Genomic DNA, 25,736 nt, shown 5'->3' with positions numbered 1-25,736 from the left:
GGCTTCTAACCAATCACGCCATTGATCGCCGCGCGGGCTGCGAGCGCGGGGCTCATCAGGTGGGTGCGGCCGCCGCGGCCCTGCCGGCCTTCGAAGTTCCGGTTCGAGGTTGAGGCACAGCGTTCGCCAGGCGCGAGCGTGTCCGGGTTCATGCCAAGACACATTGAGCAGCCCGGTTCGCGCCATTCAAAGCCCGCCTCGGTGAACACCTTGTCGAGGCCCTCGGCTTCCGCCTGGGCGCGCACAAGGCCAGAGCCGGGTACGATCATCGCGCGGACGCCCTCGGAAACCTTTGAATTTTCGACGATTGTTGCCACTTCTCGAAGATCTTCAATTCGGGAGTTGGTGCAGGATCCAATAAAGACACGCTGCACGGGCGTGCCTGCAATCGGCGCTCCCGGCTTGAGATCCATATAGTGAAGCGCCCGCTCCGCAGCGGCTTTCTTGGCCGGGTCGCGCATTTCAGCCGGATCGGGCACGGTGCCCGAAAGCGGCATCGCCTGCTCGGGGCTCGTGCCCCAGGTGACCGTCGGCTCGACATCCTCGGCGCGGATGTCCACGACATGGTCCCAACCGGCGTCCGGGTCGGATTTCAACGTTTCCCAATGGCGCACCGCCATCTCCCAGGCTGCGCCTTTCGGGGCCGAGGGTCTTCCCTTGATATAGTCGAACGTCTTTTCGTCCGGCGCGATAATGCCGGCGCGCGCACCGCCCTCGATCGACAAGTTGCAGAGCGTCATCCGGCCTTCGATCGACAGCTTTTCGATTGCGGGCCCGCGATACTCCATGACATGGCCGGTGCCGCCAGCGGTGCCGATCACGGAAATCAGGTGCAGCGCCAGGTCCTTGGCGGTCACGCCTTCGCGCAGCTCCCCGGTGACCTCGATGGCCATGTTTTTCGACTTTCGGGCCCGGAGGGTCTGCGTGGCGAGGACATGTTCGACTTCTGACGTGCCGATCCCGTGCGCCAGCGCACCGAAGGCGCCATGCGTCGAGGTGTGGCTGTCGCCGCAGACAATGGTCATGCCCGGCTGGGTGCGGCCCTGTTCCGGGCCGACGACATGGACAATACCATTGTTGATGTCGCCCATTGGGAAGAATTCGATGCCATGCTCGGCCACGTTACGGCTCAGCGCAGTGAGCTGGTTGCGTGCTGCGTCATCCGTGACGCCTTCGAGGCCAGCCGACTGGTTCTCGGTAGGCGTATTGTGGTCGGCGACAGCGAGGGTCAGTTCCGGCCGGCGCACCTTGCGGCGCTCGGCCTTCAGCCCGGCAAAAGCCTGGGGTGTCGTCACCTCGTGGATCAGGTGCAGGTCGATATAGAGGAGCGCCTCACCGGTCTCCGGATCGGTGTGAACAACGTGGGCGTCCCAGATCTTGTCGTAGAGCGTCTTGCCTGCCATGAGCCTCATATCCTGTTGCGGCGCAAAACATCATGTCTGGCAGCAATAGGCAAGATATGCCTCGCCGCTTGTTGCAGCCCATGAAAAAGGGGCCAGCATTTCATGCGGGCCCCTCTCTCAGGATAAGTCTTGCGAGTGTCGTTTAGCGGCAGTCGCAGCCCTCGCCCACGGTCAGAACCACCAGCGATGCACGCTGTGTTTCATAGCGTGTCGGCGCCGTGATTGTCTCGGTGACGGGGTTGGGCTTGCGGTATTCCACCGGCTGGATCAGGCGGCGAACGACCGGCTGAATGATCTCGCGTTCGGTGACCGCATCGAAATAGGTCTCGTTGACCTCGTCGCGGTACACTTCATTGACCTCTTCGGTCACCGTTTCCATGACAGGCGGAACGGTGTCTTCCTCGACACGAACCGGCGCCCGGCGTGTTTCGTAGCGCGTATCGTTCACGACGGTTTCGGTGACAGGACGCAGGATGCGGCGCTTGACCGGCACTACCGTGGTGCGTTCGATCGGCTGGATCACTTCGCGGCGGGTCACGGCGTCATAATAGGTTTCGCTGGTCTCCTCGACCTTCTCGACGGTCACATCTTCGGTCACCGTTTCCTTCACTGGCGGGACCGTGTCTTTCTCGACCCGGACGGGAAGGCGTTCTTCCTCATAGCGGGTCTTGTTGGTGACGGTTTCCGTCTGTGGGCGCAGGATGCGGCGCTCGACCGGCTGAACCGTGGTGATCACGACCGGCTGGATGATGTTGCGGGTCACCTGGTCGACATACTCGTCCTGGACTTCGAGGACGGTCTTCTCGGTGACCTGCGGGATGATCTTTTCCTGTACGGGCGGGGCCGGCAGGGTCTCGACGCGTTTGGGAAGGCGTTCTTCCTCGTAACGGGTCTCATTGGTGACAGTTTCCGAGCGCGGACGAAGGATGCGGCGGTCGATCGGCTGGGTGATCGTGCGTTCGACGGGCTGGATGATGTTGCGCTTGGTCACCGCATCGAAATAGGTCGTCGTTTCCTCGACTTCGGTCTTTTCGGTGACCTGTTCTTCAACCGTTTCGCAGCAAAGTTCGCTGTCGACGGCTGCTTCAGGTCCGCCGAGATAGCGCACACCGGCCGGGCCTTGCGTGCCGCTGCGGCGGATGATGTCGTCGACCTGCTCCTCGGTCAGGATGCGGTCGCTGCTGTCGGCCCCTACGGCCTGATAGCGCTGGTTGACGGCATCCTTGTCCCAGGTGCCCTTTTCGCCATCGGCCTGCGCGGCAAAAGGCAGGGCCGCAAACAGGGCGGCACCGATCAGCATCTTCGAATAGACTCTCATTCCACTTCCCCTGTTGCGACTGCGGCACCCAATTTCAGGGTGTCCGCGTCGACGGATTCATTTCGTATACGAAACGAATGCCTTTGTCTGAAGGACATTCGCGTCATACGCGAGCCGGGCGTGCGGGCGGGATTGTTCAGTTTCGGGATTCGCCAGCCCGCGTGCCCCTTCTGCAGAGCCATCTGCAAAGGGCGTGCCGTCGCGCCGAGGGGCGGTTCGCAACATCTGGACAAAAGAAAACCCCGCCGGTTGAGGCGGGGTTTTCCGGAAATTTTCTGGAAGCGGTGGTCCTATTCTTCGGACGCGCCGCCTTCTTCACTGGCTTCAGCTTCTGCTGCTGCGGCAGCCGCTTCAGCTTCCTTGCGCTTGGCTTCTTCGCGCTCGGCGCGGTCCTTGGCAGCCTGCTCCTTGCGGGCAACCTTCTGCTCGGCGCGCTGGCGCTTGCGCTCGGTCTTGGAAACCGTGATCTCGGTGGTCTCCATGCCGTGGCCGGAGGTCCGCTCGGCGATACGGGCCGACTTGCCGCGCAGGTTGCGCAGGTAATAGAGCTTGGCGCGACGGACACGGCCCTTGCGCTTCACTTCGATGCTCTCGATCATCGGCGAGACAACCGGGAAGACACGCTCGACGCCTTCGCCGAACGAAATCTTGCGAACCGTGAAGTTCTCATTGACGCCGGCGCCGGCGCGGGCGATGCAAACGCCTTCAAAGCGCTGCACACGCTCACGGTCGCCTTCGCGGATGCGTACGTTCACGGAGACCGTGTCGCCCGGCGAAAAGTCCGGAATATCTTTGCCCGAAGTGACGCGTGCCACTTCTTCGGCTTCGAGCTGCTCAATCATGTTCATCGTCCGTCTCCGACGCTCGTAAATCTTGCCCGTTGAGGTAAGCGGCCCATAAATCGGGACGACGGGCTTCTGTCAACAGTTTACTGCGGTTGAGCCGCCATTCGGCAATTCTGCCGTGATCCCCGGAAAGCAGGACCTCGGGCGTGCCCTCATTTTCCCAGATCCGGGGCAGGGTATACTGCGGATATTCAAGCAGGCCGTTCGAAAAGCTCTCGTCTTCAATGGACGACTTATTACCGGCAACGCCTGGTAACAAGCGCACCGTACTTTCGATCACAGCCTGGGCTGCAGCTTCTCCCCCGGCCAGTACGAAATCGCCAAGCGAGACTTCGATCATCCCGCGCTTTTCAATCACGCGCTCGTCCAGTCCCTCGAAGCGTCCGCAGAAGCAGATGAGACCCGGACCTTCCGAGAAGCGCTGCGCCATCGCCTGGTCGAAGGGCTGTCCGCGGGGACTGAGATAGAGGATCGGGCGATCCTTGCGCTCAAGGCTGTCCAGCGCAGACGCGGCAACGTCCGGGCGAAGCACCAGTCCCGCGCCGCCACCCGCCGGGGCTTCATCCACCTGACGGTGTTTGCCGAGGCCAAAGGTGCGCAGGTCTGTAACGTCCAGCGACCAGATGCCCTCGCCACGCGCCCGGCCGAGGATGGACACATCCAGCAGGCCCGGAAACGCATCCGGGAAGAGGGTGATGATCGAGACGTCGAAGGCCATGACGGCTTTCTGCAGAAAATGACGGGCTTGGGAAGTGCCGGGGTCAGCCTAGGCTTTCATCATCCCGGCCGCCTTCAGCGTCTTGCCGGCGCGCAGGACGCGGGCGAGCATGTGTTCTGTCGAGCGGTCGCCACCATTGGAGTCCGGGTGGAACTTGCGAATGTATTCGCTGTAGCGCACGCGGATTTCCGTCGCTGTCGCGCCCGGCTCGAGGTCGAGTTCCTGAAGGGCCCGGTTGGTGACCCCAGCCGACTGTTGCTCCTTGCGGCGGGCTTTTCTGGCTTCTGCGTTCTGCTCGAAGAATTCCTTGCCACGCCAGCGGCGCGGATCGTGCGCGGCGGCCGCCTTGTCCTTGCCCATCGGGCCGGTGCCGAACTTCCACGTCTTGTTGAAGCCGTACTTGGCCATCTCGTTGAACTCGGCCAGTTCGGCTTCGGACATGCCGGCGAAATAGTCGTAGTTGCGATTGTACTCACCGGCATGCTTCTGGCAGAACCAGTACACGCCATCGAGGCCGCGCGGCTTCGGTGCGGGGTGTTCTCCCGCCAGGTCGCACTCGTCGCGGTGACATTCGCGGGTTTCGACCGCTTTTTGCCGCTCGGTGTCTTCCTTGGGCGGTTTCACCCGGATGTCGGTGAATTTCACACGGTATGAGAATGCGTTAGCCATGGCGGAGCAACATAGTGGTTTCGAGTTAACGAGGCTAGAATTGACAAACAGAACAGAGCGGATTCGAGCACAATTGACGCAGGTTTTTTCCCCGTCATCGCTGGAAGTGATCGATGACAGTGGAAAACATGCAGGTCATGCCGGCGCTTCGCCGGAGGGCGAGACCCATTATACGGTAAGGATTGTCTCCGACAAATTCGAGGGGATGAACCGTGTTGCCATGCAGCGGGCCGTGAACGCCGCCCTGAAGGATGAGTTCGAGACCGGCCTGCATGCCCTGTCGATCAAGGCGAGTGCGCCGGATGGCTAAGGCCGGGTTAATGGCGAGTGAACGTTTTAACCAACGGCAGCAGAACAAGCGTTAATCGCTGAGGCGTACGATCCTCCACAAGAAGAGGGGTTCTGTCGTCATGTTTCTGAGAACGGCTCCAAATCCGCACGATCAGGGCCGCCCGGCACGGGTGGTTCGCTTCCGGCACGACGAAGATCGCGTCTTCGCGATTGATGCCGACGAGCTGCATCGCAATCCGCGGCTGCTCAACACCTTTGCCTCCTATAATGAGTTGGCTGTTCGCGTCCTCGATGCGATCGCCTACATGATCCTGCTCGTCTCGGTGATCGCATCCTTTGCAGTGACCTGGTGGCTGTTCATCCCCGGCCTTGCGGCTTGTGCACTTATGGTCGCGGTCAACCGCAAGCTTGCCGGCGAAGTCGCGATGCGCGCGGCGCGCAAATCAAGCGAGGCTTTCCTCTACCTGCATACCGCTGGCGTGTTGTGGCTGGAGCAGGGCTGATCAGACCCGTGCGATCACGAGCCCGGTCGCGATCACGGACACCAGCGTAAAGATCAGCGTCAGGCTGACGGCGACGACACGCTTTGTCTTGTTGCTGCTGCGCACGCCTTTCGGGGCCTCCCCCTTTTTCTTCGGCGCCAGCGTCCATCGGTTGGTGAAGAAGCCGGCCGCTGAAAGCCCGCCGACAATGCCGGCCCCGATGGCGCCTGCGAGAACCGCGAGTGCTGACGCGGCCAGAAGCACGAAAGCGATGTGGTTCGACGCACTGATCAGGAGCGTGCGCACATGTCCGTCCGCGCGGCTGTAATCCAGCCTGTCATATGACGTGTTCGGTGACACGATGGCCGCAATCCAGGCGCTGCCGCTGGAAAAACCGAACAGCGCAATCGATAGCGCCTGGGCGATGTCCCGCAATCCGTCCAGCATGTCTCGTCCCCTATTTTTCCGTGAAAAGCCCCGGCTGGCTCTTTATGTCCGGTGCGGCGAGTCCCATCCGCTCATAGGCGAGCGGGGCGGCCATCCGTCCGCGCGGCGTGCGGGCGACATAGCCCTTCTGCATCAGGAAAGGCTCTATCACATCTTCCACCGCATCGCGGGCTTCCGAGAGCGCTGCCGCCAGCGTGTCGGCGCCGACCGGGCCACCGGCATAGGTCTTTACCAGTGCGGTGAGGTAGCGCCGGTCCAGTGCATCAAGCCCGTCTTCGTCGATCTCCAGCCGCGAAAGCGCGCGCCCGGCGGCAGCCTTGTCGATCTGCGCGCCTTCGGCTTCGGCAAAGTCGCGTACACGGCGCAGCAGACGGATGGCGATGCGTGGCGTGCCGCGCGCCCGCCCCGCGATTTCGAGCGCGCCGTCTTCGGTGAGGTCTGCGCCCATCTTGCGCCCGGCGGCCATCAGGATGCGGGCGAGTTCCTTCGGCTCGTAGAAATCGAGCCGCATCGGAATGCCGAACCGGTCACGCAGCGGATTGGCGAGCAGGCCGGCCCGCGTGGTTGCGCCGACAAGTGTGAAGGGGGCGAGATCGAGGCGCACGGATCGCGCTGAAGGCCCTTCGCCGATGACGATGTCGAGGGCGTAATCCTCCATCGCCGGATAGAGGATTTCCTCCACGGCCGGTGGCAGGCGATGAATTTCGTCAATGAAAAGAACGTCGTTCTCTTCGAGATTGGTGAGGATGGCCGCGAGGTCTCCCGCCTTGGCGATGACCGGGCCGGAGGTCGATCGGAAGCCGACACCGAGTTCCTTCGACACGATCTGCGCCAGCGTCGTCTTGCCGAGGCCGGGCGGGCCGAACAGCAGGACATGGTCGAGGGCCTCGCCACGCCCGCGCGCGGCTTCGACATAGACCGTCAGATTCGACTTGATGGATTCCTGGCCGACATAATCGGCAAAGCTCTGCGGGCGCAGCGCGCGGTCAAGCGCGTCACCGGTCTGGCGTTCCGGATCGTTGAGGTGGCCTTCGCGGCTCACGGCGCAAGCTCCTTGAGGCTCGCCTTGATGAGGGTGCCGGTGTCGGCCTCAGGCGCTTCGCGGATGGCGGTGGCGACGGCGCGGGCGGCGTCGGACTGGGTATAGCCGAGGTTAACGAGCGCGGAGATCGTTTCGCTTCGTGCGCCGCTGGCCGGGGCGGCATCAGGCGTGGCGGTGGCGTCGCCCGTATGCGGGCGGAAGGCGCCGAAGCGGCCCATGGGCGGCGGCTTGCCGGCGAGTTCGCCGATGATGCGTTCGGCGAATTTCTTGCCGACGCCCTTGGCGCGCGTGATGGTGGCTGCATCGCCGAGCGCGAGGGCATCCTGCAGCTCGGCCGGGGTCAGCGCGTCCATGATCGCCATGGCCGACTTGCCGGCCACGCCCGGAACATCCTGCAGGCGCACAAACCAGGCGCGCGCCTCGTCGCTTTCGAACGCGAACAGCGTGATGGAGCTTTCGGTGACGCGTGTCTCGATGTGGAGGGTGGCTTCCTTGCCGGGCTGAAGCCTGGCGAGCAGGCGCCCGCCGGCCAGCGCGACATAGCCGACGCCGTTGACATCGATCATCACGCTGTCAGTCCCGACGGTCGCGATCTCGCCTCTCAAGCGTCCGATGATCATGCGGCGCCCCGTTGCCTGGTGGTGACGTGATGGGCCGTACAGATCGCACAGGCCAGCGCGTCGGCGGCGTCCGAGGCGAGCTTTCCGGCGGCCGGCAGCAGCCGCGCAACCATGAAGGCGACCTGCGCCTTGTCCGCCCCGCCCGTGCCGACAATCGCCAGCTTGATGGTCCGTGGCGAATATTCATGCGCGTCGAGACCGGCGCCATGCAGGGCCGCCATGGCCGCGCCGCGCGCCTGGCCGAGCTTCAGCGCCGACCGTGGGTTGGCATTCACCAGCGTCTCTTCAATGCCCGCGCAGTCTGGCGTGTATTCTGCGGCCAGGGCTGTGATGTGGTGGTGGATGCCGCCCAGCCGGGCGGCGAGCGAAAGCTGCGGATCGATACGGATCACGCCATTGGCGATGTGGGAGAGGCGGGAGCCTTGCTGCTCGATCACGCCCCAGCCGGTATGGCGAAGGCCCGGATCGATGCCGAGGATGCGAATCGCTTCAGTCATTGGGCAAGACAATAACGCCTTCGGTTAACGTCGTCTTGCATTTTCCTGATTTGTTCACATGGCGTTTCAGAACGCCTCAGACCGAGAGGAATTCCACCGGTTCACCGGGTGCGAAGATGCCGGCAGTAAGCTTCCCGCCATAGACAGCGCCGGTGTCGAGGTTGAAACGCCGGGCCGGCTCGCCGGCGACCTCGGGCTCGAAGTCACCGGTTGGCGTGTGGCCATGGACGACGCGCCAGCCTTCCAGCTTGCCGTGATCCCAGCGGTCCGGATCGAAGAAGCGGGGGGAGCGGGTCCAGAGGTGGATGCGGTCATCGCATTCCGGGAAGGTGCGCGGATCGACCCCGGCATGGACGAAGGCAATCTGCGCCTCTTCGTCGAGATGGATCGTCGGCAGGTGGCGCAGCCAGTCCAGATGCTCGGATGGCGGGTCTTCATAGCCGCGCTTGGCATAGCTCGCGATCGTCGCATCGCCGCCATTCATCAGCCAGTGCAGGCGCTCGTCGGAGCCTTCCTCATAGGCATCGACCATCATCTGCTCGTGATTGCCGCGCAGATTGACGACCTCGACATCGCCCCGGCCTTCCATCGCCTTGACGGTGTCGATGACATCATAGGAGTCCGGTCCACGATCGACATAGTCGCCCAGGTGGACCAGCTTGATCGGGCGATTGTCGCCGCGTTCTCCGTGACGTGTGAAGATCGCCTTGTGCAGCGCGTGCAGGCTGTCGGCCTCGCCGTGCACGTCTCCGATGGCATAGATGACAGCGTCGTTCATGCTTGCTCCTTACGGCGCAACAGATGTGGCGCCAGTCTCATAGGCGCAAGACGGTTGCGTTTCAGGCAACTGCAAGTGAAGAAAAATTGGAGCGGGCGATGAGATTCGAACTCACGACCCCAACCTTGGCAAGGTTGTGCTCTACCCCTGAGCTACGCCCGCATCCGATAGGGTAACTGGCCAGCAAGTGCCGACCAGCGAGACCGCGGCTTTAAGCGCAAAATGGATGGCCTTGCAAGGGGGATTTTCAGGCGCGGTGTGCGATTGGTCTGCTAATGGCTCATACGACGCCTTGCCACGGCTTGACGGTGGCACCCGTCGCCTGGCGGAGCAGCAGGTCCGGCCCTCGGGAGAGAGGCACCACGGTCAAGCCGTGGTGAAGCGGTCTCAAGGATTCGCGTTCTTTCTCAGACATCCACCGGTGGCTTGAGGCGGCGCTTTGTCTGGTGGGCATCGGCCTTGTCGCCGGTGACCTTCTGGCCCTTCATGTAATGGCGCTGCCAGCCAGCCTTCACGGTTTCGGAATCCATCGCCTTGAGCTTCTCATTGAACGTGCCGCGGCTTGTCTGCCAGGCGTGATAGTCCTTCTCCAGCTCCGGATTGGAGCGCAGCAGTTTCCGTTCTGGCTGGATCTGTTCGGTCTTGCCATGCTCGAAGGGCATGATGAAGCAGAAGGGCTCGCCCTTCTTGAAGACGACCTCGCCGGGCCGCGTCATCTGCCAGTTCATGGTGAAGGGGAAGGGCAGCCAGTCGGTCTCGACCAGGCCTGTCAGGGGCGCGATCCCGTCCTTGAAGAAGTTTGGCGGCCCGGATGCCCAGATGCCCCAGCCGGGCGGGGTGCGGAACAGGTGACCGGTATGCATGGTCACGATGCCGCGCCGGAAGTGACTGTCGGCGAAGGAAGCGAGATAGCGCTGGTCCTGCTTGCGGGTGAACAGGTGGAGATTGTGCTCCATCGGCCCGCCATCCCAGACGATCTTGAGGTCCATCGGGCAGAGGATTTCCCAGCCGGTGGAGTTCGCCATGGTCAGTGGCAGGCAGCGATAGGGGTGGCGGTCCGGGAAGGCGTCCATCCATTCGCGCTGCGAGCGACCGGGGACGATCTCCGGAGCCGTGTCATAGATCTTGTAGCATTCGAGCTGCATTTCTCGCGGTCCCTGCTTGACGGTTCATGCCTGATTGCCTGAAACACCGCCATGCCTGCAAGCCCCGACGACCTGTTCGCCTTTCTCGACAAGCACGGCCTTGCGCATCAAACGCGCTGGCATGAGGCCACTTTTACGGTCGATGAGGGCCGTGATCTCAAGGCCGAGATGCCGGGCGGGCATACCAAGAACCTGTTCATGAAGGACAAGGATGGCGTGATCGTCCTTATCTCGGCGCATGCCGAGAGCGCGCTGAAGCTCAACCAGCTGCACAAGCTGATCGGGACGCGCCGGCTGTCCTTTGCGAGTGCGGAGCTGATGGTTGAATGCCTCGGCGTGACGCCGGGATCTGTCACCGCCTTCGCCCTGATGAATGACACGGATCAGCGTGTGCGCTTCATCGTGGATGCGGCGCTGATGCAGCATGATCCGCTCAACTTTCACCCCCTGGTGAACACGGCAACCACAGCCATTCCGCGTGAGGATTTTCGCAAGTTCGTGGCCCTGACGGGCCATGAGATGACGGAGGTTGATTTCGCCTCGCTGGTGGCGGGCTGAGAGAGAAGCGCACCCACGCATTGCAAGCCGCGCCCTGACCGCCCAAATAGGCGCTGGACACTCAATTAAGAGGCGCGAAACAATGACTGATATCTCGCTGGGCGCCCCGGGCGCTGCCGGAAACAACATCAAGGACGGCACCGACCAGACCTTCATGGCCGATGTTGTCGAGGCATCGAAAGAGGTTCCGGTCCTCGTCGACTTCTGGGCGCCGTGGTGTGGGCCGTGCAAGTCACTCGGCCCGGTGCTGGAAAAAGTGGTCAACGAGCAGCAGGGCAAGGTGAAACTCGTCAAGGTCAATATTGACGAGAATCCCGGGATTGCCGGCCAGCTCGGCGTTCGCTCCATTCCGGCGGTCTTCGCTTTCGATCAGGGCCGTCCGGCCGATGCCTTTCAGGGCGCGCTGCCGGAAGGCCAGATTCGCGAGTTCATCTCCAAAATCATGGGCGGCACCGATCAGGGCCAGCAGATCCAGCAAGCGATCGAACAGGCCGGCCAGCATCTCCAGGCCGGAGATCATGCCCAGGCCGCGCAGCTTTATGGCGCTGTGGTCGAAGCCGATCCGCAGAATGTCGAAGCCATTGCCGGGCTGGCGCGCTGCTATCTCGCCAATGGAGATGCCGAACGCGCCTCGCAGATTCTCGACATGGCGGGTCCGGAAAAACAGTCCGATCCGGCGATCAAGGGCGTGCGCACGGCCATCGAGCTGACGGCCGATGCCCCCAAGGATGACGAACTCGATGCACTGATCGACAAGGTCACGAATGACCGGTCCAATCATGCACTTCGCTTCGAGCTGGCCGAGGCGCTGATGGCGCGTGGCAAGCACAAGGAAGCCGCCGACCACCTGCTCCGCATCCTGGCCGAGGACATGGACTGGGAAGAGGGAAAGGCCAAGGCAAAACTGCTCGAACTGTTCGAGGCAGCCGGCCCGAAATCGCCCGCAACCATTGAAGGGCGGCGGCGTTTGTCCTCACTGATGTTTGCCTAGGGCCCTCGACATTGTTGCCAGTCGCGCCATGTTGACAACAGCGGGCCGGCAGGAGGAGCGAGCCGAATGACCAAGCAGGGCTACAGGAAGGTCGACGACCTGCCGGACACGATTGCTGTGTTCCCGCTGGCCGGAGCGCTCCTTTTTCCCCGATGGTCTCTGCCGCTCAACATCTTCGAGCCGCGCTATCTAAACATGATCGATGATGCGATGGCCGGGCACCGGATGATCGGCATGATCCAGCCCTCGGGTGGCGAGAAGAGTGCGCCGCATCTTGCCGGCGTTGGTTGCGCCGGACGGATCACCTCCTATTCGGAGACCGAAGACGGGCGCTACCTGATCAACCTGTCCGGGGTGTGCCGCTTTTCGGTGACCGAGGAAGTCGATGGTCCGACGCCCTACCGTCAGGTGCGGCCCGACTGGACGTCTTATGCATCAGACCTGAGCGAGCCGGAGGCGGTGCGCCTGCCGGACCGGGACAAGCTGTCGGCAGCCCTGAAGCACTATGTCTCCCACAACGAGATGGAGGTCGACTGGGACGCGGTCGAGACGGCGCCGATGGAGACACTCGTCAACGCCCTGTCGGCCGGATGTCCCTTCTCTCCCATGGAGAAACAGGCCCTTCTGGAGGCCCCGGACCTGTGCGGGCGGTGTGATGCGCTTATCGCCTTGCTTGACATGGACGTGTCAGGCGACGATTCATCGACGCTGCAATGACCGACACCGCTGATCATGACACCGCCAAGAATGGGCAGGAGGCTGAGCGCGCGAAGACCGATCCGCGCCTGCTTGAGCTTCTGATCTGTCCGCTGACGCGCACGCCGCTGACCTATGATCGTGAACGTCAGGAGCTTGTGTCCCAGAAGGCCAGGCTCGCCTATCCGATCCGCGATGGCCTGCCGATAATGCTGGAGAGCGAGGCCCGCTCTCTCGAAACGGAGTAGGGGCTCATGACCATCATGCCCTGGCCGACCGAACTGCGTTTCCGCCGCTCGGCATCGATACTGACGGTGACGTTTGAGGACGAGGCCTCTTTCGACATTCCCTATAAGCGCCTGCGCGAGGAAAGTCCTTCCGCTGAAGTGCGTGGCCACGGCGCCGGCCCGCGCCCGCCACAGCCGCCGGTGCCGGCGGATATTCAGGTTACAAAAGCCGATCCGGTCGGGCGCTATGCGGTGCGCATCCACTTTTCTGACGGCCATTCCAGCGGACTTTATACCTGGAAGCTGTTGAGAGAGCTCGGCGAGGCCGCCTGACAGGCGGTTGAAAACAGGGGGACGCGAGATGGCCGAAGAGACGAAACCCGTGGACTTCTGCAGGCTTCGCACCCTAATGCTCATCGCCGTGATGGCCGGTGGCGGCGTGCTGGTGATCTTCCTCTGGCGGCTGGGCCAGTTTGACGACTTCGATATCGGCTGGAGCGTGATGGCGTTTGCCTTCGGCGCGATTGTCTGGAGCGCGGTCTTCTATTTTGGCTGTCTGGCGCTCGAGGGATCGCTGACCAGTTATATCGTCAGCGACAATACCGAGATCAAAGGCGACAATGTCAAACTGGTCACGAAGACACGATCAAGCGGCGACCCGCGGCTGGATGCCTGGATCGAGAAATTCGTCTTTGCCCGCAATACGTTCGGGATGTCCGTCATTCCGGTACTGATCTTCGTGGGCCTGTATTTCTGGTACTGAGCGGGCCTCAGGCGGCGTCCAGGGGCTGCATCAGGCTTGGCAGGTCTGGCGAGGAAGCGCTGGCGATCCCGGCGAGACGCTTGCGCAGCGGCGAGACGCGTTCGGCTGCCAGCATGCCGATCCCGCGCACAGGCTTGGTCAGCATGGAGTCGTTGGAGAACAGCCGGTCGATCGCATCCATGGCGAGGGCGGCGGTGTTGGCGCCGAGCCGCCTTGAGCCCTGATAGGCCGAGAGCGTTTGCGCTGACCCGATGTCGAGCCCGGCCCGGTCGGCGTCCATGATCGCATCATAGAGTGCGGCCAAATCGCGGAAGCCCTGGTTCAATCCCTGGCCCGCCAGTGGATTGATCCGGCGCACAGCGTCTCCGACCAAGGCGACGCGCTCCTCCACCATATGTTCGGCGATTTTCAGGATCAGCGGATAGGAGCCCATCGGGCCGTCAATCTTCATCTCGCCGGCAAAGTCAGCAAAGCGGTAATTGAGCTCGGCCTCGACCTCTTCCGGTGACATCTTTGCCAGCGCTTCGGCGGCGCCGCGCTTCATGTACCAGGCGAGATTGGCCCGGTCGCCCTGAAGCGGCAATGTCGCGAACGGGCCCTCCGGGGTAAAAAGCTGGCGGGCGATGCCGTGATGCGGGCGCGACAGGGCGACATTGGCCGCAAAGACGGACTTTCCATAGTCACGGCCCTCGGTCGTGATGCCTGCCGCCTTGCGCACGGGAGAGTTAACGCCATCGGCGCCGATGAGCAGGCGGGCGCGAATGGTATCGCCGTTTTCGAGAGTAACTGTGACGCTGCCCGGTGTCGCTTCATATGACTGAAAGCGCGCCGGCGCGATCAGGGTGAGCGATTTCTGGTCTTTCATCGCGGCATCGAGGGCTGACTGCAGCTTTGGCGCTTCAATCATGTGCCCGAGTGTTTCGCCCTCTCCTCGCTCGGGCAGGTCTTCATCGCCGAACAGGACATGCGGACGGCCAAACCAGTGCGTGCCGCCATCTTCTGCCTCAAGGCCGTGCAGCGGCTGGGTCTTGCCCTCGAGAGCAGCAGCAATGCCGAGCCGGTCCAGCAGCCGCCAACTGCCTGTGACAACAGCGAAATTCCGTGTGTCCTCTGGCGGTGTCGCAGCGGGGTCTCGTGCATCAACCAGAACAGTTTCCAGCCCGGCGCGCGCAAGCGCCAGACCCAGAGAGGCTCCCGCTGGTCCGGCCCCGACAATCACGACTTCGCTCTGATGCGCTTTCATCTCTCAAGCTTCTACTTGTCCGCGGGAATCCGGTCCAGAGATGACGCCGAAACGGGCGTTTGGGTCGCAGGGTGCCCGAATTTTGGTCAGACCGGCGACCGCAACATGACGCGGGCTTAATGCCTCTGGTCGTTCCCCGGGCAGGTCCGCTTAGCTGCGGCCCGTCATACCAACTAATTGGGAGAAGGGCATGAGTAGTTTGGTTAAAGGCACGATGCGGGGTTTGGCAGTTATGCCGCTCGCGGCCTTAGGGGCGTTGGGCGCATCGGCGCAGGAGGCCTCTGAAGTAAGTGCATATGTAGACAACAGTTATCTGTTCCTGATCGGCGGTCTCATCGTCATGTTCATGGCAGCAGGCTTCTGCATGCTCGAAGCGGGGCTCGTGCGGAAGAAAAACGCCGCGATGCAGTCCATGAAGAACGTTGCGCTCTTCTCGGTCGCCGGCATCATGTTCTGGCTCGTCGGCTACAATATGGCCTACCCTGGGGCGACTATCGCAGGGGGCTGGTTCGGTGTTCCGTCGTGGATCTGGGCGCCTGAGGAAAGCCTCGACACGGGTTATGCAGCGGCCTCCGACTGGTTCTTCCAGATGGTGTTCGTGGCAACGGCCGCATCGATTGTCTCCGGTACGGTAGCCGAGCGCGTGAAGCTCTGGCCGTTCCTGATCTTCACGGCTTTCCTGACAGCCTTCATCTATCCGATCGTGGCATCTTGGGAATGGGGCGGCGGCGCGCTCGACTCGCAATTCGCCTTCTCGGACTTCGCCGGTTCGACCCTCGTTCACTCTACAGGCGGGTGGGCTGCCCTTGTCGGCGCGATTATCATCGGTCCGCGCATGGGCAAGTTCGTGAATGGTGAAGTTCATCCGATGCCGGGCTCGAACATTCCGCTCGCGGCTCTGGGTACCTTCATTCTCTGGTTCGGCTGGTTCGGCTTCAACGGCGCCTCGCAGCTTGCGGCCGGCACGTTTGATGACATCAATGCCGTCGCCCAGATCTTCGCCAACACGAATATGGCTGCCTGTGGCGGCGTGCTCGCCGCAATGATCCTCACCGGGGTCCTCTATGGCGGCAAGGTTGACGCGACCATGGCGTTCAACGGCGCGATTGGTGGCCTGGTGTCCATCACGGCTGAGCCGCTGATGCCATCCATGGGCCTTTCCATCCTGATCGGTGCGATCGGTGGTGTGCTCGTCGTGCTGACGGTTCCGCTGCTCGACAAGCTCAAGATCGACGATGTCGTCGGCGCCATCCCGGCTCACCTTGTCTGCGGTATCTGGGGCACGATGATCGTTCCGCTGTCGCATGGCGGTGGCTTCGGCATCGACACGACCGATGCAGCGACGCCGAGCTATCTCGGCCAGTTCATCGGCGTGCTCGCCTGCGGTATCTTCGTGTCGGTTGCCTCGGCAATCGTCTGGATGATCCTGAAAGTTACACTCGGCGTCCGCCCGAGCGAGGAAGAAGAACTCGCCGGTATGGACAAGTCCGAAGTCGGCCTCGAGGCCTATCCGGAATTCGGATAAGCGGCCTCCAACGGTTCGCTTCTCTTGGGAAGCGTTTCCTCCCAGACTTCCCCGGCCAGGCAACTGGCCGGGGATTTTTTTGTGTCTTTTACTGCCTCAAGGCTGCCGCGTTTGCGCGGTGTTAAGAGCATCCGGGCAATTTACCGGAAAATCCAAGCCTGAAGATGGTGGACCTCAAGACATGGCCAATTCGATTGCAGAAAGCGAACAGGTGCGCGAGACGACCGACCCGGTCTGGAGAATTCTCACGGGGACGGCCGCTTTTGCCATCGGCGTATTTATTTGCGGCAGCGTCGGCACTTATGAGTCAACGGACCCCAGCTGGAATGCCGCGACCGGTATGGCGGTGCAGAATCTTTTCGGCGGCACCGGGGCGATTGTTGCAGACTTGGCGCTGCAGGTGCTGGGCTTTGCAGCCTGGATGGCCGGCCTCACCCTGATGGTCGGCGGGGCCATGCGTGCGGTGCTGATCGGCGCGCCGCGGATCCGCCGCTGGTTTTATGGTGCCCTTTTCATTCCCGTGCTTGCCGGGACGCTTGCGTCTTTTCCGGTTCCGGCCTCCTGGCCGCTCTGGGCCGGGCTTGGCGGTGTTGTCGGTGACTGGATTTACGGGCTCGCAGTCGTGCCCTTCAAGGCGCTCCTCCTGCCTTTCCCGAACTTGCTGGCCGGTTTCTTCCTTGGCGTGATTGCCGCTGTGCTGGCTTTCAGCGCCCTCGGCTTCCGCCGTGGCGACGCGCGTCTGCTGCAGTCGGCAGCGACGAGTTCCGGGGGGCGTATGATGCGCCGCGCCGGTGGGCTCGGTTCGCGCCTGGTTGGCGGGCTGGGCCGGCGCCACGTCGAAGACGATAGCGAATATGCGCCCAGCATTCACGGAAAGGCGGAGGCGCCATCGAAGCGCAAGGCGATCGCTCCGCCGGAGCCGGAGCTGGACGAGGAAATCGAGGATACAGATGACGCTGATGACATGCCGAGCGCTGTCACGCGCCCGAAACTGACGCCGCAAAAGACGCCGGCGCCTCAGCCGGAGCGGCCATCCATTCGCAAGAAGGCCCGCCGTGGTGCGAAGATCCTGCCCTCGATCGACCTTCTGCAGCTTCCGCCAGAGCGGCGCGCGGCTGTCGATGAAGACGGGCTTCTCGCCCAGGCCAACCGCCTGTCAGAAGTATTGCGTGAATTCGGCGTGCGCGGGCGGATCAAGGAAGTCCGCCCTGGGCCGGTGGTAACCCTGTTCGAACTGGAGCCGGCGGCGGGTGTGAAATCCGCGCGCGTTATCTCGCTCGCAGACGATATTGCCCGCTCAATGAGCGCGGTTTCAGCGCGGGTCGCTGTTATCCCGGGCAAGAACGCCATCGGGATCGAGCTGCCGAATGAAGAGCGCGAGACGGTGTACTTCCGTTCGTTGCTGTCGGCATCTGCCTATACCAACTCCAAGGCATCGCTGCCGATGGCGCTCGGTGAGGATATTGGCGGCACCCCGACCGTGGTCGACCTCGCCAAGATGCCTCACCTGCTCATCGCCGGGACCACGGGGTCTGGTAAGTCAGTTGGCGTGAACGCGATGATCCTGTCGCTGATCTACCGCCTGACGCCGGAACAGTGCCGCTTCATCATGATCGACCCCAAGATGCTGGAGCTGTCCATCTATGAAGGCATTCCGCACCTGCTGGCGCCGGTGGTCACCGATCCCAAGAAGGCGGTCAACGCGCTGCAGTGGGCTGTGCGTGAAATGGAAAGCCGTTATGAGCTCATGTCCAAGGCGGGCGTGCGCAACCTGGCCGGCTTCAATGAGAAGGCGGCGAAGTATCGCGAGCGCGGCGAGCAGATGACCCGCAAGGTGCAGACCGGCTTCGATGATCGCGGCAAGCCGATCCATGAGACGGAAGTCCTGCCGCTTGACCATATCCCGAACATCGTCGTCGTGATCGACGAGATGGCTGACCTGATGATGGTCGCCGGCAAGGAGATCGAAGGCTGTATCCAGCGCCTCGCCCAGATGGCGCGGGCCGCGGGTATTCACCTGATTACCGCGACACAGCGCCCGTCGGTCGACGTGATTACCGGCACGATCAAGGCGAACTTCCCGACGCGTATCTCCTACATGGTCACGACCAAGATCGACTCGCGCACCATCCTCGGTGAGCAGGGCGCCGAACAGCTGCTCGGCATGGGTGACCTTCTCTATCAGGCCGCCGGCGTGAAAACCAAGCGCCTGCACGGGCCCTTCGTCTCCGATGACGAGGTCGAGACGGTAGTGAACTGGCTGAAGGACCAGGGCGAACCGGACTACAATATCGAGATCCTCGAGGAGCCCGATGAGGGCGGCACGGGCAGCGCCATCATGGATGCGATGCTCGGCGTGGATGGCGGCGGGGGCGATGATGACCTCTACTCGCAGGCCATGGCGATTGTGCTGCGCGACAAGCGGGCCTCGACCTCATACCTCCAGCGCCGCCTCAAGGTCGGTTACAACAAGGCCGCGACCCTGATCGAGCGGCTTGAGGAGGAGGGCGTGATTTCTGCGCCCAACCATGCCGGCAAGCGTGAGATCCTGGCGCGCAGCGAGCCGTCTGAATAGGCTCTGCAGGGGCCGGTCAGCGGGCGTTCATGCGCGCGCGGCCATACCTCGCAAACTGAACAGACAACAACGAAAGACGGCGGAAATACCTTTTTTCAGCCCTGTTTTCTCTGAGGTGCGTTGATTATCTCAATGGACCAACACAGGAGGACGATATGACGTCTTTGCTGCATCCCCTTGCCGCCGTGATCATGATGGGTGGCGTGCCCCTCGCCTTCGAGGCGGACCCGGCCTTCCTGATGCCGGTCTCCGCGCCCGTGGTCGTGCATGCTGCCCAATCTGCCCCGGCACAAACCGCCGCAGACCAGACCCCGCAGGCGAGGCCCGTCGCCGAGCCTGCCGAAGAGCGGGTTGCCACCGACTCCGCGCAGCCAAACGAGACGGCCGAGAAAGTTACCCCGCCGTCTGAGGATCCGGGCGTGCTGACCGCTGCTGACCGGCAGGCCATCCTGGACAAGGCTGCATCAGCCCTCGCATCGGCGAAGACGGCCAAGGGCCGCTTTACCCAGGTCTCGCCGGATGGCGGGGTCACCCATGGTGATTTCGCCCTGCGCCGTCCGGGCCGGATGCGGTTCGACTATGACGCGCCGACGCCGATCCTGATCGTGTCAGACGGTACGACTGTGGCCATGGAAGACAGTGAGCTGGAGACGGTGGACCGTGTTCCGCTGGCCTCCACGCCACTCGGCCTGATCCTCGACGACAAGCTCGACTTCAAGTCAGAGGCGCGCGTTGTCGATGTGAAGCGCGGCAACAAGGAAGTCGCGATCACGGTCGAGGACCGCGCCGGTGAATCCGAAGGCCAGCTGACACTGTTCTTCGACAAGGCGACCTATCAGCTCAACAGCTGGCGGGCGCTTGATGCCAACCGGCAGACGACTCTGGTCTCGCTGGAGGATGTGAAGACGAATGTCAGTGTCGACCCGCGGCTCTTCATCATGGAAGACCCTGCCGATGAGGAAGAAGACGAACGCTAGACGCGCCCTGGCGTCGCCCTGAAAAGAGAAACCCCCGCGAGCGGCTCGCGGGGGTTTTGCTTTGGTCGGTCGGGGAAAAGGCGCACGATCAGTTGATTGCGGCCTTGTCACCCCAGATCTTTTTCAGCCGGTCGTCACGGCCGCAGCCTTCCCGGTAGAACTTGTAGCGGATCGGATTGGTCCGGTAATAATTCTGGTGATAGCTCTCTGCCGGCCAGAACTCGCTGGCATCGATAACCTTGGTGACGACACGGTTCGGCAGGACGCCTGACGTTTCAATCGTCTCGATTGACTCTTCGACGGTCTCACGCTCTTCGGCATCGTCGACGAAGATAGCGGTGCGATAGCTCGATCCCTTGTCACAGAACTGGCCGGCCGGATCTGTCGGATCGATCGTGCGGAAGTAATAATCGACCAGTTCCTCATAGGAGACCTTCGCGGGATCGTAGCTGATCTTCACGGCTTCGTAATGGCCTGTATCGCCCCCGGTGACCTGCTTGTAGGTCGGCTCTTCAAGGTCGCCGCCCGTATAGCCGGATATGGTCGAGACAACGCCCTCGACCTTGTCGAAATCGGCTTCCGTGCACCAGAAGCAACCGCCCGCAAAGACTGCGGTTTCGAGCCGGCTGGCTTCAACGGGCGCCTCGCCGGCTGACTGCTCGGCCATGGCGCTCCAGACAAAGCCAGCGGCAGCAGCCGCTGTCCCGGCAATCAAGGCGATATAGGTTGCTTGTGTTCGTCTCATCGTCCCGGCAAGTATTTACTCTACTGTGTTGTGTCTCATCATAGCATATGGCGTGCATCAGGCCGAATTGGAGGGGCCTTATGCACACTTCACACAAAGGTGTACTTGCTGTGACGACTGACGAATCACAAGCCCGGAGGCTGCGGCAGATCAGCTCGACAGCCGCTCGATTTCAGCATCCGAGAGTTCGGAATTGTCGTAGACGTTCTGCACGTCGTCGAGTTCATCCAGGACATCGAGCAGTTTCATCAGCGTGTCGGCATGGTCGCCCTCGACCGGAACATTGTTCTGCGGCTTCCAGATCAGCTTGGTCGATTTTGCCTCGACCTCGCCGAACTTGCCTTCGAGCGTGGAGGCGACATCCATAAGGTCTTCGCGCTCGGTATAGATCCAGTGGCCGGCTTCGTCGCTTTCAACATCCGTTGCGCCAGCTTCGATCGCGGCTTCCATCACTTCCATCTCGTCGCCGGCTTCTGGCGGATATTCGATCTCGCCAACCTGTTCGAAGCCGAAGGAGACGGATCCGGTCTCTCCGAGATTGCCGCCATTCTTGGAGAAGGCCGCGCGGATCTCGCTGGCGGCGCGGTTCTTGTTGTCGGTCGATGCCTCGACGATGATGCCGACGCCGCCGGGGCCGAAGCCCTCATAGCGGATATCGAAATACTCTTCACCCGCGCCGCCCTGGCCCTTGTCGACCGCGCGCTTGATATTGTCCTTCGGCATGGACTGGCCGCGCGCATTGTTGATTGCGAGCCGCAGGCGCGGATTGGCATCGGGGTCGGGGCCGCCCAGTTTCGAGGCGATCGTGATTTCCTTGGACAGGCGCGCAAACAGGGCGGCACGCTTCTTGTCCTGTGCACCCTTGCGGTGCTGGATGTTGGCCCATTTGGAATGTCCAGCCATGGTGGGGGTATCTCTCCTGCAAGGCTTCGTTCAGACGTGAACGCCGATTTAGACGAGGCGGCGGTATAATGAAAGATATCGATGCAGACTCACAGTTTCTGCAAGCAGGATGTTAATGCGGCCCTGACAGGAATTGCCCTCGGAGGATGAGGGGAATTTCAATGAAACTCGCCCGTTTGACCGAGCGCATTTTTGAGCTTGATGGCGGTCACAAGGCGTTCGACTTCGGCTCCTTCGAGATCCGGTCGGCCTTCCAGCCAATCTATGCCATCAACAACAATGCCGGTATGCTATATGGCGTCGAGGCCCTTGCCCGTCCGATCTACAAGGGCAGGTCCATCGAACCGCTGGACTTCTTCAAACGCCTGTCCGCGCGTGACCGGTTCGTGGCCGACTGGGCCTGCCTCTGTCTTCACATCGCCAACACCGCAGCCTGGCAACTCGGGAACACAAATCTTTTCGTAAATCTCAATCCGGGCTCCTGTCTGTTTACCACTCAGATGCTCGCAGGCCTCGACGCCTATGCCGACCTTGTGCGGGAACAGGGCCTGTCGCCAAACCGTGTGGTCTTCGAGATCACCGAGGAAACCGGCAGTGACCGTGAGGCGCTGGGGACGATTGTCGCACACCTGCGCACGCTCGGCTTTCAAATCGGGATTGATGACTTCGGGGTCGGCGGCTCTGATCTCTTGCGCGTGATCGATCTGAAGCCGGATATCGTGAAGATCGATGCTGGCTGGTTCCGGCGCATGATGGAGAGTGAAGATACCCGATGCTTTGCCCACCAGATCATCCTGAAGCTTCATGAGATCCGCGCACACCTGCTTTTCGAGGGCGTTGAAACGCCGCGCGAACTGCATTGGGCCCGTGAATGCGCAGGCTCGCTCATCCAGGGCTGGTTGTTCGGCAAGGCAACGCATATGGGCGAAGCCACCCGGGCGAGGCAGGTCGTCGTGCCGGAAGCCCGGGCGCCAAAAAAAAAGAGCGCCTAGGCGGCGGGCACCGACGCGGCAAGCCGCCCACCCATGCGGATGGGCTCGATACGCCGGGCAAAGCCGGTCTTGTCATCCGTCTCGACAAAGACCCCGCAGAGCGTACCTTCGCCGAGCGCCGGCGCGTAGCGGTCACCGGGAAGTTGTGTCGCGAAGCGGTTGATGGAATTGTCCTTCTGCATGCCGATCACGCTGTCATAGTCCCCGCACATGCCGGCATCGGTCTGATAGCCGGTGCCGTTTTCGAGGATCATGAGGTCAGCCGTGGGGACATGGGTATGGCTGCCGACGACGAGGCTTGCACGTCCGTCGCAATAGTGGCCCATCGCCATCTTTTCGCTGGTCGCCTCGCAATGCATGTCGACGATCAGCGCATCGACGGCGACGCCGAGGGGCATGTTGTCGAGCGCGTGGTCGGCATGGTGGAAGGCATTTTCCAGCTGCTGCTTCATGAAGACATTGCCCTGCAGCTGCACCACACCAACGCGGCGGCCGTCATCGAGCACGAAGACATGTGCGCCCTTGCCCGGCGCATTCGCCGCTGCCGGATAGTTTAGCGGGCGAAGCAGGCGCGGCTCACGCTCAATAAAGGTCAGCGCCTCGCGCTGGTCCCAGGCATGATCACCAAGCGTCAGGCAATCGGCGCCAGCCTGGAAGAAGTCGTTGGCGATGGATTCCGTCAGGCCGAAGCCGCCAGCAGCGTTTTCTCCGTTCACGACGACGAAATCGAGGGCGAGGTCGCGGCGCAGGCCGGGCAGGTTGTCGAGTACGGCGGCCCGGCCGGGCTTTCCGACGACATCTCCGAAATAAGCAAGTCTCATGGGCGAGATATGCGCTCCTGTGGGGCAAAAGAAAAGGCGCGCCGGGGTGTTGGTCCGGCCCGCCTCTGTGTCAGATGGGCGTTGGCCCTAGTTCTTGTGGGTTGCCGAGAAGCCGAGATACTCCTTGGTCAGCATGCTCGGGTCTTCCATCGCCGCAAGTGTTTCCGCAGACAGCGGCTCTTCCGGATCGATCTTCAGGGTCAGCGTGCCCGGATCGGTGATAAAGGCCGACACCGCTTGCGAGAACTCGGTGACGAGTTCCATGTCGACACCGGATCCCTGCGCCATCATCGGCGCCATCTGTGCCATGGAGGCGACCTGCTGGCGCATCTGCTCCGGATCCTGGCCGGACTGGGCGGCATAGGCATTGAAGATGCGGTTCATCAGGCTGTCATCCTTGATTGAAAGCTCGAAGCCGTAGAAGTCGAGCTCGTTCAGGGCGTTCTGGAACGCCATCGGATCAGGTTCTGCGCCTTCGGCCATGGCCTCGAAGTCGAAGGCGTTCGCAGCAGCCTTGCTATAGGCCGCATAGCCGCCGAGCTTGGCGCCCATGGAGAATTTCGCACCGTCGACAAGCTCGAAATAATTGTCATCGGCTTCCATGGTGACGACATCGCTTTCCGGATCGTAATCGGCGATCCCGGCAGCCTTCATTTCGACTTTCTCATAACCGACCATGCTGAGGGCCTGGGCGAGGCCTGCACCGGCTTCGCCACCATCGGCGTCGGCATCCAGCGTCATCGTGAATGGCTTGGTCACATACTTGACCGGCTGGCCGGCATCATTGCGCGTGATGGACGCGTCGAAGGAAGGCATCGCGAAGCTTGCGCCGGCGGCCTCGATCAGGAAGCTGTCCATGGTGGCGCGGTCATAGCCCGGGTCCATCGGTTCATCATAGACCTTATCCATGACAGCCGCGAACATCTCTTCTTCATCGTCCATGTTCTGCTGGATGGCTTCGATGAAGGCGAGGTCCAGTCCGGAGATCGACATGTTGCCGAGGCTCATCTTGACTGGCACGTCCTCGCCGTCTTCGTTCGCCATGAAGTCGAAGGCGAGGTCAGACAGGGTGGCGCGTTTGGCTTTCTGGTCCGCCAGGTCACGGACCTGGAAACTGCCGATAGAGAAGGACCCTTCGCCATCATCATCGGAAAAGGCAGCCGAGACGTCGCTGATCGTCCAGGCGTCAAAGCCGAGCTGGTCAGCTGACGGGAAGGGTGCCGGTTCGCCGGTGCCAAGGCTCGCGGCCAGCCAGGCGGCCAGTTCAGGCGTCGGGTTCAGCACTTCGAGCTTGGCAACCTTGACGGTATCCGTCTCGTTGTCGGGATTGTCGATCGAGATATTGTTGAGCGTCATGCGCGAGAAGGAGGCCTTGTCCTCGACCATGTCGAGGCCCTCGAATTCCAGGGACCCGGCCTTGACCGCACCGTCTTCATCGCCGGCAATCGTGACATCCGAGAACGTCGCTGTCGCGCCGTCCACGGACTTGTTGCCATATTGGACGACGCCATCGCCGGAATTGGTCAGAGACATCGCCGTGATAACGGACCCGGCTTCGGCAGGGTCGCCCGCACGCAGCGTAATTTCGTCGAGCTTTTCCTCGCCTGGTTCGTCGGTCGAATTGCCGCAACCGGACAGCACCGCCATCGCGGCGACACCACAAAGTAGATATTTCATGAGTTGGGTTCCCCTACAGTATGTCAAAAGGCTAGATTCGATCACGCCGTGAGTCGAGGATTATCATGATTGTCGATAAAGACCAGACCATGACTCTCACTGCTTCCTGCGGTCTTGAAATTCCTCTGCGCATCGAAATCAATCCTCGCGCTAGACGGTTGATTTTAAGGCTTGATGAAAAAAAACGGGAAGCTGTCGCGGTTGCGCCCTCCAGACGGCATGTTCGCGACGCCGCGCGCTTTGCCGCGGAACGGATCGACTGGGCCGCAACACGGCTTCGTTCCCTGCCGCCGCAGGTGTCTCTGACAGATGGCGGCGTGATCCGTCTGCGTGGAGAAGACTGCCGTATCACGCTGGATGGCGAAGGCCGCCGGGCGCGCCTGATTGAGGGAGAGCCTTTCATGCTTTCCCTGCCGGGCGACCCAGAGACAATCGCCCGGCGTGCCGAGCGCTATCTCAAGTCCGCTGCACGTGAGGATCTCGCGGCGGCGGTGGAGGACTATTGCGATGTGCTGGGCGTTGCGGTGCGGCGGGTAACGATCAAGGATACGCGGTCGCGCTGGGGCTCATGCACGTCGGATGGCCGGCTGGCCTTTTCCTGGCGGCTGATCATGGCGCCGCCTGACGTGCTGGAATATGTCGCCGCGCATGAGTGCGCGCATCTTCTGGAAATGAACCACAGTCCGCGTTTCTGGGCCCATGTTGCGCGCTGTCGGCCACACTGGAAAAAAGAACGCGCATGGCTGCGAAAGCATGGCGCATCGCTGCATGCGGTCGCCGCCTGAGGC

The 25,736-nt window shown here is 62.1% G+C and carries 29 protein-coding genes and 1 tRNA gene; 13 read left to right on the top strand and 17 right to left on the bottom strand.

The annotated features are described in order from the left end of the window. Positions 1 to 5 precede the first annotated feature (5 nt). The 5 genes from leuC to Q1K29_RS03645 all read right to left on the bottom strand — a co-directional run bounded on the left by leuC (position 6) and on the right by Q1K29_RS03645 (position 4,953). Positions 6 to 1,403, bottom strand: a complete 1,398-nt coding sequence (gene leuC, locus Q1K29_RS03665) for a 3-isopropylmalate dehydratase large subunit (RefSeq protein WP_300391593.1) — start codon at positions 1,401 to 1,403, stop codon at positions 6 to 8. 142 nt (positions 1,404 to 1,545) lie between these two features. Next, the gene (locus tag Q1K29_RS03660) at positions 1,546 to 2,721 is read right to left on the bottom strand and encodes a hypothetical protein (RefSeq protein WP_300391592.1); all 1,176 of its coding nucleotides are present in this window, start codon (positions 2,719 to 2,721) and stop codon (positions 1,546 to 1,548) included. Positions 2,722 to 3,011: 290 nt separating this feature from the next. Then, the gene (rplS, locus tag Q1K29_RS18470; RefSeq protein WP_350210598.1) at positions 3,012 to 3,569 is read right to left on the bottom strand and encodes a 50S ribosomal protein L19; all 558 of its coding nucleotides are present in this window, start codon (positions 3,567 to 3,569) and stop codon (positions 3,012 to 3,014) included. Further along, the gene (trmD, locus tag Q1K29_RS03650) at positions 3,556 to 4,284 is read right to left on the bottom strand and encodes a tRNA (guanosine(37)-N1)-methyltransferase TrmD (RefSeq protein ID WP_300391591.1); all 729 of its coding nucleotides are present in this window, start codon (positions 4,282 to 4,284) and stop codon (positions 3,556 to 3,558) included. The genes rplS and trmD overlap by 14 nt, the downstream gene beginning before the upstream one ends. A gap of 48 nt (positions 4,285 to 4,332) precedes the next feature. Next, positions 4,333 to 4,953 (bottom strand): J domain-containing protein, encoded by a 621-nt coding sequence (locus Q1K29_RS03645; protein WP_300391590.1) that lies wholly within the window; start codon positions 4,951 to 4,953, stop codon positions 4,333 to 4,335. 40 nt (positions 4,954 to 4,993) lie between these two features. Here Q1K29_RS03645 and Q1K29_RS03640 point away from each other — a divergent pair, with 40 nt between their 5' ends. Both Q1K29_RS03640 and Q1K29_RS03635 read left to right on the top strand, forming a co-directional pair. Then, the gene (locus Q1K29_RS03640) at positions 4,994 to 5,263 is read left to right on the top strand and encodes a BolA family protein (RefSeq protein WP_350210604.1); all 270 of its coding nucleotides are present in this window, start codon (positions 4,994 to 4,996) and stop codon (positions 5,261 to 5,263) included. Positions 5,264 to 5,363: 100 nt separating this feature from the next. After that, on the top strand, positions 5,364 to 5,747 hold the full coding sequence (locus Q1K29_RS03635; protein WP_300391588.1) for a hypothetical protein: 384 nt from the start codon (positions 5,364 to 5,366) through the stop codon (positions 5,745 to 5,747). Here Q1K29_RS03635 and Q1K29_RS03630 read toward each other — a convergent pair whose 3' ends face one another. From Q1K29_RS03630 to Q1K29_RS03600, 7 genes are all read right to left on the bottom strand, one after another. Beyond that, positions 5,748 to 6,173 (bottom strand): hypothetical protein, encoded by a 426-nt coding sequence (locus Q1K29_RS03630; protein WP_300391587.1) that lies wholly within the window; start codon positions 6,171 to 6,173, stop codon positions 5,748 to 5,750. 10 nt (positions 6,174 to 6,183) lie between these two features. Further along, positions 6,184 to 7,215 carry a Holliday junction branch migration DNA helicase RuvB gene (gene ruvB / locus Q1K29_RS03625; protein WP_300391586.1) on the bottom strand — a complete coding sequence of 344 codons (1,032 nt, stop codon included), beginning with the start codon at positions 7,213 to 7,215 and terminating at the stop codon, positions 6,184 to 6,186. Continuing rightward, a complete protein-coding gene (gene ruvA, locus Q1K29_RS03620; RefSeq protein ID WP_300391585.1) occupies positions 7,212 to 7,835 on the bottom strand; it encodes a Holliday junction branch migration protein RuvA in 624 nt (207 codons plus the stop codon). The genes ruvB and ruvA overlap by 4 nt, the downstream gene beginning before the upstream one ends. Beyond that, positions 7,832 to 8,320 (bottom strand): crossover junction endodeoxyribonuclease RuvC, encoded by a 489-nt coding sequence (gene ruvC / locus Q1K29_RS03615; protein ID WP_350210690.1) that lies wholly within the window; start codon positions 8,318 to 8,320, stop codon positions 7,832 to 7,834. The genes ruvA and ruvC overlap by 4 nt, the downstream gene beginning before the upstream one ends. 88 nt (positions 8,321 to 8,408) lie before the next feature. After that, positions 8,409 to 9,110, bottom strand: coding sequence for a metallophosphoesterase family protein (locus Q1K29_RS03610; protein ID WP_300391583.1), 702 nt, complete (start codon positions 9,108 to 9,110; stop codon positions 8,409 to 8,411). Between the two features lie 87 nt (positions 9,111 to 9,197). Next, a tRNA-Gly gene (locus Q1K29_RS03605) sits at positions 9,198 to 9,272 on the bottom strand. Between the two features lie 245 nt (positions 9,273 to 9,517). Next, positions 9,518 to 10,255, bottom strand: a complete 738-nt coding sequence (locus tag Q1K29_RS03600; protein ID WP_300391582.1) for a DUF6065 family protein — start codon at positions 10,253 to 10,255, stop codon at positions 9,518 to 9,520. Between the two features lie 51 nt (positions 10,256 to 10,306). Here Q1K29_RS03600 and Q1K29_RS03595 point away from each other — a divergent pair, with 51 nt between their 5' ends. The 6 genes from Q1K29_RS03595 (at position 10,307) to Q1K29_RS03570 (ending at position 13,490) form a co-directional block, all read left to right on the top strand. After that, on the top strand, positions 10,307 to 10,813 hold the full coding sequence (locus Q1K29_RS03595) for a prolyl-tRNA synthetase associated domain-containing protein (RefSeq protein ID WP_300391581.1): 507 nt from the start codon (positions 10,307 to 10,309) through the stop codon (positions 10,811 to 10,813). An 82-nt stretch (positions 10,814 to 10,895) separates the two neighbouring features. Beyond that, positions 10,896 to 11,804: a thioredoxin gene (trxA, locus tag Q1K29_RS03590; RefSeq protein ID WP_300391580.1), complete on the top strand. Its 909-nt coding sequence runs from the start codon at positions 10,896 to 10,898 to the stop codon at positions 11,802 to 11,804. A 66-nt stretch (positions 11,805 to 11,870) separates the two neighbouring features. Continuing rightward, positions 11,871 to 12,521, top strand: coding sequence for an LON peptidase substrate-binding domain-containing protein (locus Q1K29_RS03585; protein WP_300391579.1), 651 nt, complete (start codon positions 11,871 to 11,873; stop codon positions 12,519 to 12,521). Continuing rightward, on the top strand, positions 12,518 to 12,748 hold the full coding sequence (locus Q1K29_RS03580) for a Trm112 family protein (protein WP_300391578.1): 231 nt from the start codon (positions 12,518 to 12,520) through the stop codon (positions 12,746 to 12,748). Before Q1K29_RS03585 ends, Q1K29_RS03580 begins: the two co-directional genes overlap by 4 nt. Before the next feature lie 6 nt (positions 12,749 to 12,754). Next, complete coding sequence (locus Q1K29_RS03575) at positions 12,755 to 13,060, top strand: gamma-butyrobetaine hydroxylase-like domain-containing protein (RefSeq protein WP_300391577.1); 306 nt, start codon at positions 12,755 to 12,757, stop codon at positions 13,058 to 13,060. Between the two features lie 28 nt (positions 13,061 to 13,088). Next, positions 13,089 to 13,490 (top strand): hypothetical protein, encoded by a 402-nt coding sequence (locus Q1K29_RS03570; protein ID WP_300391576.1) that lies wholly within the window; start codon positions 13,089 to 13,091, stop codon positions 13,488 to 13,490. Positions 13,491 to 13,497: 7 nt separating this feature from the next. On the opposite strand, the gene Q1K29_RS03565 is transcribed toward Q1K29_RS03570, so the two are convergent. Next, complete coding sequence (locus Q1K29_RS03565) at positions 13,498 to 14,733, bottom strand: FAD-dependent oxidoreductase (protein WP_300391575.1); 1,236 nt, start codon at positions 14,731 to 14,733, stop codon at positions 13,498 to 13,500. Between the two features lie 190 nt (positions 14,734 to 14,923). On the opposite strand from Q1K29_RS03565, the gene amt reads away from it, so the two are divergent. The 3 genes from amt (at position 14,924) to Q1K29_RS03550 (ending at position 19,810) form a co-directional block, all read left to right on the top strand. After that, on the top strand, positions 14,924 to 16,258 hold the full coding sequence (gene amt / locus Q1K29_RS03560) for an ammonium transporter (RefSeq protein ID WP_300391574.1): 1,335 nt from the start codon (positions 14,924 to 14,926) through the stop codon (positions 16,256 to 16,258). 181 nt (positions 16,259 to 16,439) lie between these two features. Further along, positions 16,440 to 18,833, top strand: a complete 2,394-nt coding sequence (locus Q1K29_RS03555) for a DNA translocase FtsK (protein ID WP_300391573.1) — start codon at positions 16,440 to 16,442, stop codon at positions 18,831 to 18,833. 155 nt (positions 18,834 to 18,988) lie between these two features. Further along, entirely contained in the window at positions 18,989 to 19,810 is an 822-nt protein-coding gene (locus tag Q1K29_RS03550) for an outer membrane lipoprotein carrier protein LolA (protein ID WP_300391572.1), read from the top strand. An 88-nt stretch (positions 19,811 to 19,898) separates the two neighbouring features. Here the strand turns inward: Q1K29_RS03550 and msrA are convergent, their stop codons facing one another. Both msrA and Q1K29_RS03540 read right to left on the bottom strand, forming a co-directional pair. After that, entirely contained in the window at positions 19,899 to 20,555 is a 657-nt protein-coding gene (gene msrA / locus Q1K29_RS03545; protein WP_300391571.1) for a peptide-methionine (S)-S-oxide reductase MsrA, read from the bottom strand. Between the two features lie 150 nt (positions 20,556 to 20,705). Beyond that, complete coding sequence (locus Q1K29_RS03540; protein ID WP_300391570.1) at positions 20,706 to 21,458, bottom strand: YebC/PmpR family DNA-binding transcriptional regulator; 753 nt, start codon at positions 21,456 to 21,458, stop codon at positions 20,706 to 20,708. A 161-nt stretch (positions 21,459 to 21,619) separates the two neighbouring features. Between Q1K29_RS03540 and Q1K29_RS03535 the strand changes: the two genes are divergently transcribed. After that, a complete protein-coding gene (locus Q1K29_RS03535; protein ID WP_300391569.1) occupies positions 21,620 to 22,450 on the top strand; it encodes an EAL domain-containing protein in 831 nt (276 codons plus the stop codon). Here the strand turns inward: Q1K29_RS03535 and Q1K29_RS03530 are convergent. Further along, positions 22,447 to 23,271: a TIGR00282 family metallophosphoesterase gene (locus Q1K29_RS03530; protein ID WP_300391568.1), complete on the bottom strand. Its 825-nt coding sequence runs from the start codon at positions 23,269 to 23,271 to the stop codon at positions 22,447 to 22,449. The genes Q1K29_RS03535 and Q1K29_RS03530 overlap by 4 nt on opposite strands. Positions 23,272 to 23,358: 87 nt before the next feature. Next, complete coding sequence (locus Q1K29_RS03525) at positions 23,359 to 24,948, bottom strand: hypothetical protein (RefSeq protein ID WP_300391567.1); 1,590 nt, start codon at positions 24,946 to 24,948, stop codon at positions 23,359 to 23,361. A gap of 89 nt (positions 24,949 to 25,037) precedes the next feature. Here Q1K29_RS03525 and Q1K29_RS03520 point away from each other — a divergent pair, with 89 nt between their 5' ends. After that, a complete protein-coding gene (locus tag Q1K29_RS03520) occupies positions 25,038 to 25,733 on the top strand; it encodes a SprT family zinc-dependent metalloprotease (protein WP_300391566.1) in 696 nt (231 codons plus the stop codon). The last annotated feature ends 3 nt before the right edge of the window (positions 25,734 to 25,736 follow it).

The sequence above is a fragment of the Henriciella sp. genome, assembly GCF_029937755.1.
GTDB lineage: Bacteria > Pseudomonadota > Alphaproteobacteria > Caulobacterales > Hyphomonadaceae > Henriciella.
Note: the sequence above shows the minus strand (reverse complement) of the source record. Positions and strands in the feature narration are given on the sequence as shown.

What these genes read in the sequence shown, in the direction of transcription:
- trmD (WP_300391591.1), bottom strand. Translation starts at nt 4,284, where the DNA reads ATGGCCTTCGACGTCTCGATCATCACCCTCTTCCCGGATGCGTTTCCG.
- Q1K29_RS03575 (WP_300391577.1), top strand. Translation starts at nt 12,755, where the DNA reads ATGACCATCATGCCCTGGCCGACCGAACTGCGTTTCCGCCGCTCGGCA.
- Q1K29_RS03585 (WP_300391579.1), top strand. Translation starts at nt 11,871, where the DNA reads ATGACCAAGCAGGGCTACAGGAAGGTCGACGACCTGCCGGACACGATT.
- Q1K29_RS03610 (WP_300391583.1), bottom strand. Translation starts at nt 9,110, where the DNA reads ATGAACGACGCTGTCATCTATGCCATCGGAGACGTGCACGGCGAGGCC.
- Q1K29_RS03550 (WP_300391572.1), top strand. Translation starts at nt 18,989, where the DNA reads ATGACGTCTTTGCTGCATCCCCTTGCCGCCGTGATCATGATGGGTGGC.
- trxA (WP_300391580.1), top strand. Translation starts at nt 10,896, where the DNA reads ATGACTGATATCTCGCTGGGCGCCCCGGGCGCTGCCGGAAACAACATC.
- rplS (WP_350210598.1), bottom strand. Translation starts at nt 3,569, where the DNA reads ATGAACATGATTGAGCAGCTCGAAGCCGAAGAAGTGGCACGCGTCACT.
- amt (WP_300391574.1), top strand. Translation starts at nt 14,924, where the DNA reads ATGAGTAGTTTGGTTAAAGGCACGATGCGGGGTTTGGCAGTTATGCCG.
- Q1K29_RS03540 (WP_300391570.1), bottom strand. Translation starts at nt 21,458, where the DNA reads ATGGCTGGACATTCCAAATGGGCCAACATCCAGCACCGCAAGGGTGCA.
- Q1K29_RS03635 (WP_300391588.1), top strand. Translation starts at nt 5,364, where the DNA reads ATGTTTCTGAGAACGGCTCCAAATCCGCACGATCAGGGCCGCCCGGCA.
- Q1K29_RS03555 (WP_300391573.1), top strand. Translation starts at nt 16,440, where the DNA reads ATGGCCAATTCGATTGCAGAAAGCGAACAGGTGCGCGAGACGACCGAC.
- Q1K29_RS03530 (WP_300391568.1), bottom strand. Translation starts at nt 23,271, where the DNA reads ATGAGACTTGCTTATTTCGGAGATGTCGTCGGAAAGCCCGGCCGGGCC.
- Q1K29_RS03660 (WP_300391592.1), bottom strand. Translation starts at nt 2,721, where the DNA reads ATGAGAGTCTATTCGAAGATGCTGATCGGTGCCGCCCTGTTTGCGGCC.
- Q1K29_RS03535 (WP_300391569.1), top strand. Translation starts at nt 21,620, where the DNA reads ATGAAACTCGCCCGTTTGACCGAGCGCATTTTTGAGCTTGATGGCGGT.
- Q1K29_RS03570 (WP_300391576.1), top strand. Translation starts at nt 13,089, where the DNA reads ATGGCCGAAGAGACGAAACCCGTGGACTTCTGCAGGCTTCGCACCCTA.
- leuC (WP_300391593.1), bottom strand. Translation starts at nt 1,403, where the DNA reads ATGGCAGGCAAGACGCTCTACGACAAGATCTGGGACGCCCACGTTGTT.
- Q1K29_RS03580 (WP_300391578.1), top strand. Translation starts at nt 12,518, where the DNA reads ATGACCGACACCGCTGATCATGACACCGCCAAGAATGGGCAGGAGGCT.
- msrA (WP_300391571.1), bottom strand. Translation starts at nt 20,555, where the DNA reads ATGAGACGAACACAAGCAACCTATATCGCCTTGATTGCCGGGACAGCG.
- ruvA (WP_300391585.1), bottom strand. Translation starts at nt 7,835, where the DNA reads ATGATCATCGGACGCTTGAGAGGCGAGATCGCGACCGTCGGGACTGAC.
- Q1K29_RS03630 (WP_300391587.1), bottom strand. Translation starts at nt 6,173, where the DNA reads ATGCTGGACGGATTGCGGGACATCGCCCAGGCGCTATCGATTGCGCTG.
- Q1K29_RS03595 (WP_300391581.1), top strand. Translation starts at nt 10,307, where the DNA reads ATGCCTGCAAGCCCCGACGACCTGTTCGCCTTTCTCGACAAGCACGGC.
- Q1K29_RS03520 (WP_300391566.1), top strand. Translation starts at nt 25,038, where the DNA reads ATGACTCTCACTGCTTCCTGCGGTCTTGAAATTCCTCTGCGCATCGAA.
- Q1K29_RS03645 (WP_300391590.1), bottom strand. Translation starts at nt 4,953, where the DNA reads ATGGCTAACGCATTCTCATACCGTGTGAAATTCACCGACATCCGGGTG.
- Q1K29_RS03565 (WP_300391575.1), bottom strand. Translation starts at nt 14,733, where the DNA reads ATGAAAGCGCATCAGAGCGAAGTCGTGATTGTCGGGGCCGGACCAGCG.
- Q1K29_RS03600 (WP_300391582.1), bottom strand. Translation starts at nt 10,255, where the DNA reads ATGCAGCTCGAATGCTACAAGATCTATGACACGGCTCCGGAGATCGTC.
- Q1K29_RS03525 (WP_300391567.1), bottom strand. Translation starts at nt 24,948, where the DNA reads ATGAAATATCTACTTTGTGGTGTCGCCGCGATGGCGGTGCTGTCCGGT.